This window comes from Rudaea sp. (assembly GCF_036383415.1).
GTDB lineage: Bacteria > Pseudomonadota > Gammaproteobacteria > Xanthomonadales > Rhodanobacteraceae > Rudaea.
The window spans coordinates 1-5489 of sequence record NZ_DASVOK010000504.1 but is presented as its reverse complement, the minus strand read 5'-3'; the positions used below and the strand labels follow the sequence as shown (position 1 = coordinate 5489).

7 protein-coding genes and 1 pseudogene are annotated in these 5489 nt (G+C 63.2%); all 8 read left to right on the top strand.

Annotation, left to right across the window (positions count from 1 at the left end; translation table 11 throughout):
* The first annotated feature begins 40 nt into the window (after positions 1 to 40).
* Entirely contained in the window at positions 41 to 484 is a 444-nt protein-coding gene (locus VF497_RS18325; protein WP_330891483.1) for a type II secretion system protein GspG, read from the top strand.
* A 71-nt stretch (positions 485 to 555) separates the two neighbouring features.
* Positions 556 to 1005, top strand: a complete 450-nt coding sequence (locus VF497_RS18320) for a GspH/FimT family pseudopilin (protein ID WP_330891481.1) — start codon at positions 556 to 558, stop codon at positions 1003 to 1005.
* Between the two features lie 20 nt (positions 1006 to 1025).
* Positions 1026 to 1484, top strand: coding sequence for a type II secretion system protein (locus VF497_RS18315; RefSeq protein ID WP_330891479.1), 459 nt, complete (start codon positions 1026 to 1028; stop codon positions 1482 to 1484).
* 2 nt (positions 1485 to 1486) lie between these two features.
* A complete protein-coding gene (locus tag VF497_RS18310; RefSeq protein WP_330891477.1) occupies positions 1487 to 2149 on the top strand; it encodes a prepilin-type N-terminal cleavage/methylation domain-containing protein in 663 nt (220 codons plus the stop codon).
* The gene (locus VF497_RS18305; RefSeq protein WP_330891475.1) at positions 2146 to 3042 is read left to right on the top strand and encodes a general secretion pathway protein GspK; all 897 of its coding nucleotides are present in this window, start codon (positions 2146 to 2148) and stop codon (positions 3040 to 3042) included. The genes VF497_RS18310 and VF497_RS18305 overlap by 4 nt, the downstream gene beginning before the upstream one ends.
* Positions 3043 to 3198: 156 nt before the next feature.
* The gene (locus tag VF497_RS18300; protein WP_330891473.1) at positions 3199 to 4413 is read left to right on the top strand and encodes a PilN domain-containing protein; all 1215 of its coding nucleotides are present in this window, start codon (positions 3199 to 3201) and stop codon (positions 4411 to 4413) included.
* A complete protein-coding gene (gspM, locus tag VF497_RS18295; protein ID WP_330891471.1) occupies positions 4397 to 5023 on the top strand; it encodes a type II secretion system protein GspM in 627 nt (208 codons plus the stop codon). Before VF497_RS18300 ends, gspM begins: the two co-directional genes overlap by 17 nt.
* Positions 5020 to 5489: pseudogene (locus tag VF497_RS18290) on the top strand (hypothetical protein); the annotation flags it as partial. The gene gspM and the pseudogene VF497_RS18290, both read left to right, overlap by 4 nt.

The following is a 5489-nucleotide window of genomic DNA, read 5'->3' as shown; positions in this document are numbered from 1 at the left end:
CAATAGAATTCCCATTCGATCCCACAGGACGAGTATTTCCATGAAAAAGACTTTCCTCGCACAGACGGCGACGCGTGCGCAATTGACCCGCTCGCGCGGCTTCACCCTGATCGAAATGGTCATGGTGATCGCGCTGATCGGCATCGTCATGAGCGTGGTCGGCGGTTACGCCGTGCAGCGCTTCAATCAGGGCAAGTACAACGCCGGCAAGGCAGCGGTACATTCGCTTGACATGAAGATCCAGGCCTACATGCTCGACAACGGTGGCCCGCCTGCAAGCCTCAATGACCTCGCGACACGCCCCAGCAGTGCCGCGAACTGGAACGGGCCTTACGCCAAGCCTGGCGACCTCAACGACCCGTTCAACCATCCGTTCGGTTACAAGGTGCCCGGCGATCATGGCGATTACGACGTGATTTTCTACGGCAAGGATGGCAAGCCTGGCGGTGAGGGCATGGACAAGGATTACGGCAACTGGGAATAAGGCTGCGTCCCCGGTACGCGAGTGCCCGGTGCGTCCCCGGCTGAGCCTGCCTTTCGACTGAATCGGCGACCATGCGCGCACGCTCCGGCGGATTTACCCTGATCGAACTCGTTTCGGTGCTGCTGCTGATCGCGATCGCGATCGGCATCGTCACGATGTCGTTCTCGCACAACTTCGCCGGCGCCCGTATCCAGGCGGCGAGCCGCGATCTCGTCGCGGCGTTGCGCTACACGCGCGGTCAGGCGATCGTCACCGGCAAGGAGGCGACGTTCGATCTCGATCTTGCCGCCAACAGCTACAAGGCGCCAAACAAGGCCGTTGTGCAACTGCCCAAGAACATGCGCATGACGATGTATACGGCCGACCAGGAAATCCACAGCGAAACCTCCGGCAGCATCCGTTTCTTTCCCGACGGCGCTTCGACTGGCGGCCATGTTTCGGTTCTGATGGGCCAGATCGAATGGCGCATCAACGTCGACTGGCTGACCGGTGCGGTGACGCGCGAGGAACTGCGTCAATGAACTTGCGATCGCGAAACGCCGTGCCGCGTCGCCAGGCTGGCTTCACTTTGATCGAACTGATCGCCGCGTTCGTGATCTTTGCCCTCGGTTTCGGCGTGCTGATGCAGATTCTCGGTGGCGCGTTGCGCACTACGCGACAGTCAGCCGAGGCGACACAGGCGGCGCTGTATGCACAGTCGCTGCTCGACATCCAGGGCATCGGCGAGCCGCTCAAGGAAGGCGGCAGCAGCGGCGATTTCGACAATACCTATCACTGGCAGCTCAACGTCCAGCGCTACCAGATACAGGCCGCACCCGGCTCGACAATGGCTCCGGCGATGAACACACCCGGCCAGCCGGAACTGTTCCAGCTCGAACTCGTCGTGAGTTGGGGCAATCAGTATCTGCAGCATCATGCGCGCTTCGTCACGCTGCGCTCGATGATGCCGCCGCGCAACGGCAATCAGTTGTCGAATGGCCTGCCTCCGGGGTTCGGCTAGGCATGCGGATGCGTTCAGGCCAGCGCGGATTCACTCTGCTCGAGCTGCTGCTCGTGGTGATCCTGCTCGCGATCCTGCTGGCGAGCGCGTATGGCGGCATCAGCGCATCGGTGCGCGGCATGCATTCGGGCGAGGCGGCGATCGAGCGGGTCGACAAGCTGCGTACGGTGCAGGAGTTCCTGCGCCACCAGATCTCGCGCATCCTGCCGTTCCCGTATGCGCGCTCGAAAGACGGCCTGAAGGTGGAAGTGTTCCGCGGCGACGGCAAGTTCATGCGCTTCGTCGCGCCGATGCCGGGCTATCTCTCGCGCGGCGGCGCCTATGTGCAGACCCTTGAGCTCGCTCCGGGCAAGGATGGCATGCAACTGGTGTTCACGAGCACGCTGCTCAACGGCTTCGATATGGACAAGAGCAAGGTCGCGGAGGAATCGACCGTGGTATTGCTCGACCACATCGAGGACGGCGCTTTCAGCTATCGCGGGCTGAACCAGAATGGCGAGCTGATGAACTGGAGCGAGGGCTGGAAGGATTCCAGCACGACGCCGTTGATGGTCGCGCTCGACCTGCGCCTCGCCGCCGGCAACCGGATCGAATGGCCGCGCATGACGATACCGCTGATGATGGATGTCGGCGCGCGTCGCGCGGGACCCGGGAGCAACCTGTGAGAAGGCGCGAGGGCGGAGTCGCCCTGATCCTGGTGATGTGGGTGATCGCGCTCATGGCCGTGCTGCTCGGCAGCTTCGCCTTGATCGCGCGTACCGAAAATCTCGAATCGCGGCACATGTTCGACACGACCTCGGCGCGCTACGATGCTATCGCCGGCGTCGAGTTGGCATTGGCCCAGCTGCGCAACCCGGACCCGATGCAGCGCTGGGTCGCGGATGGGCGGCCGTACGAGTTTCCGTACGAAGGCGCGACGGTAAAGGTGGAGATCACCAACGAGTCGGGCAAGATCGATCTCAACGTGGCCGACAGCGTCACCCTGATGGCCCTGTTTCAGTCGATCGGTCTCGACCTCGGCGTTGCCGAAGCGCTGTCCGATGCGATCCAGGATTGGCGCGACGCCGACCAGCAGGTGCGCCCGCACGGTGCCGAGGCGCCTCAGTACGCCGCCGCGGGTCTCGACTATGGACCGACCAACCTGCCGTTCCAGACCGTGGCCGAAGTGCAACAGGTGCTCGGCATGAATTACGAGATCTACAAGAAGATCGAGCCGGCAATCACGGTGTATTCGGGAACGCGCACGCCGAACGCGGCGTTTGCGCCGTACGAGGCACTGATGGCGATTCCGGGCATGACCCAGCCACTCGCCCAGCAGATCATCGCAACGCGTCAGGCGATGCCGCCGGGAACCACGGGAGCGATCGAGGGTCTGAGCTTGCCGGGGGGCGCGGCGATCATGGCCAGCGGCGGCGGCCTCACGTATAGTATCAAGTCCAAGGCCACCCTCCCGAACGGCGTCAGCATCACCTTCGACGCCACCATACGCGCGGGTGGGGTGAGCACGTCGGGGCGGCCCTATACCGTGTTGCGTTGGCGCGACGGCGAGGCGTCGTAGCGCAGGGGAGAGTGCTGCGGTCGGGAAGGTATGGCCGGCCGGCTCGTTACCTTTTATTACGTTTTGAGAACTTATCCTTTACGGCGCAGTCTTTAAGCCGCGCCGCGTTGCGAAGCAGATTCACACAACCATTTGCTGTCCCGATAGATTTCGCCCATGAGTGTGACCACCGCCATTGACACCCAGCTTGCGCGCCTGCGCCTGCGCTACGCGAACAGCGGGTTGCCGAAGTTTTTCTCGTGGTGGGCGGGGCAGCTGGCCGATCTGTTGCCCGCGCGCTGGCGCGAGCTGTTCGCCGAAGGCGCGCAGGAACTGCTCGTCGACGCGAGCACGAGCGAGTTCGGCATATGGCGTCAATCCCATGGACGCAACGCCGAATACGGACGCATCACGCGCGACCAGCCTGCGGAAGATCAGCGCAACGAATTCTCCCGACTGCGCGACCGCATCGACGACCCGGGTCTGCGCCTGTTCTATTGCATCCCGCTGCGACGTGCCTTGCGACGTGAACTGACCCTGCCTGCCGCCGCCGAAGACAAGCTGCGCCAGGTGCTTGCCTTCGAGATGGATCGGCAGACGCCGTTCAAGGCCGACCAGGTCTACTTCGACTACCGCGTCGTGCAGCGCGATGCCGTGGCGAAGAACCTCAAGGTCGAATTGCACGTCGTGCCGCGCGCGCAGCTCGACGGCGAACTGGCGACGCTGGGTGCGATCGGTGTCGCGCTCGACGGTGTCGATTGCTGGAGCGCCGCGCCGGGTAGCGCCCGCGCCGGGCTGAACCTGTTGCCGGCGGAGCGGCGCGTCAAGCGCGTCAACCAGCGCCTGCGCCTCAACCTCGCGCTCGGCGCGGTGGCGCTGATTCTGTTTGTCGTCGCCGGCATGCTGTTTCTCAACAATCGCCAGATCGCCCTCGATGCGATGGGCGCCGAAGTCGACAAGGCCAAGGCCGAGGCCAAGCAGACCGCGACCCTCAACAAGCGGCTCAAGGACAACACCGCTTCGATCAGCTACCTGTATCGGCTCAAGCGCGACTCGACGCCGATGACGGCGATGCTGACCGATCTGACCAAACGCCTGCCCGACGATACGTTCCTCGAGCGCCTGAACGTCGACGAGAAAGGCAAGGTCGAAGTACAGGGACAGAGCGGCAATGCGAACAAGCTGATCGAGGGCTTGCAGAAGTCAGAGGTGCTCGACAACGCGGCCTTCATCGGCACGGTGCAGCCGGATGCGCGCACGAAAAAGGATCGTTTCACGATGAATTTCCAGCTGCACAAGCAGCCCGAGCCGGAATCGGCCGACAAGGACAAGAAGGCGCACGACAAGAACGGCGTGAAGCCCGCGGAGAGCCCCGATGCGCCTGCTGCCTGAATCCGCACGCGGCCAGCGTTTTCTCGCCGTGGTTCTGCTCGGCATCGCGCTGCTGCTCGCCTATCTGCTGTTCGTGCATTGGTGGCTGGTGTCGCCGTACCTGACGATGCGCGACGAGTACTATGACCTGCGCGACCAGCAGTACCGTTTCGCCGAGCTGATCCAGAGCAAGCCGCTGATCGAGCAACAACTCAAGGACGTTGCCGGCTTGGAGCAGGAAAACCAGGCCTTCCTCAACGACGCCGATGCGGCGAGCGCGTTCTCGGATCTTTCCGAGCGGCTCAAACGCGCGGTCGAGCAGAATCTCGATCCGAATGCGCGCTGCACGGTCAATGGCATTTCACCGTCTCCCAGCCGCACCCAGGAGGTGTATCTGCGTGTGTCGGCGAACGTCAACATGAACTGCCAAGCGGAAATGTTCGCGAAGGTGCTGTATACGCTCGAATCGAGCAATCCGTATCTGTTCGTCGACCGGCTCGTGATCTATCGCCAACAGCAGATGTTCATGCCCGGCGGCAAGCCGGCGGTACCGGGTACGACCTCAGTCAATGCCCAGTTCGTGCTTTCCGGCTTCCTGCGCCAGCCCGGCGGCGCGAAGGGGGGCAATTGAACTTGCGCGCCTCGCGTGGCCTGACCCTGGCTCTGGCCGGCACTGCGGCGCTGATGCTGCTGTTGGTCGTGCTGTTCTGGGTGGGCGTCGGCCGTGGCTACAGCTGGTGGCCTCTGGACCCACTCGATTCCGCTGCGGGCAAGAAGAAGCTGGCCAACGCCCAGTACAGGCTGGGCGCTTGGGACAATTTTGCCGATGTGAACACGCGCCCGCTGTTCAACGAGGACCGCAGACCAACGCCGCCGATGCCCCCCGACGCGCCCAATAACGCGACGCCGATTCCCAAGCTCGAGGTGGTCCTCTCCGGCGTCATCCTCACCTCAAAGACGCGCTTGGCGATGGTCAAGGAGAAAGGCAAGGAAAAATCGATGACGGTGAAGGAGGGCGGCGCGCTGCCGGGCGAATTGGCTGCCTGGAGCCTAGCCGAGGTCAAGCCGCGCAGTGCGGTGTTCAAGAATTCCGCCGG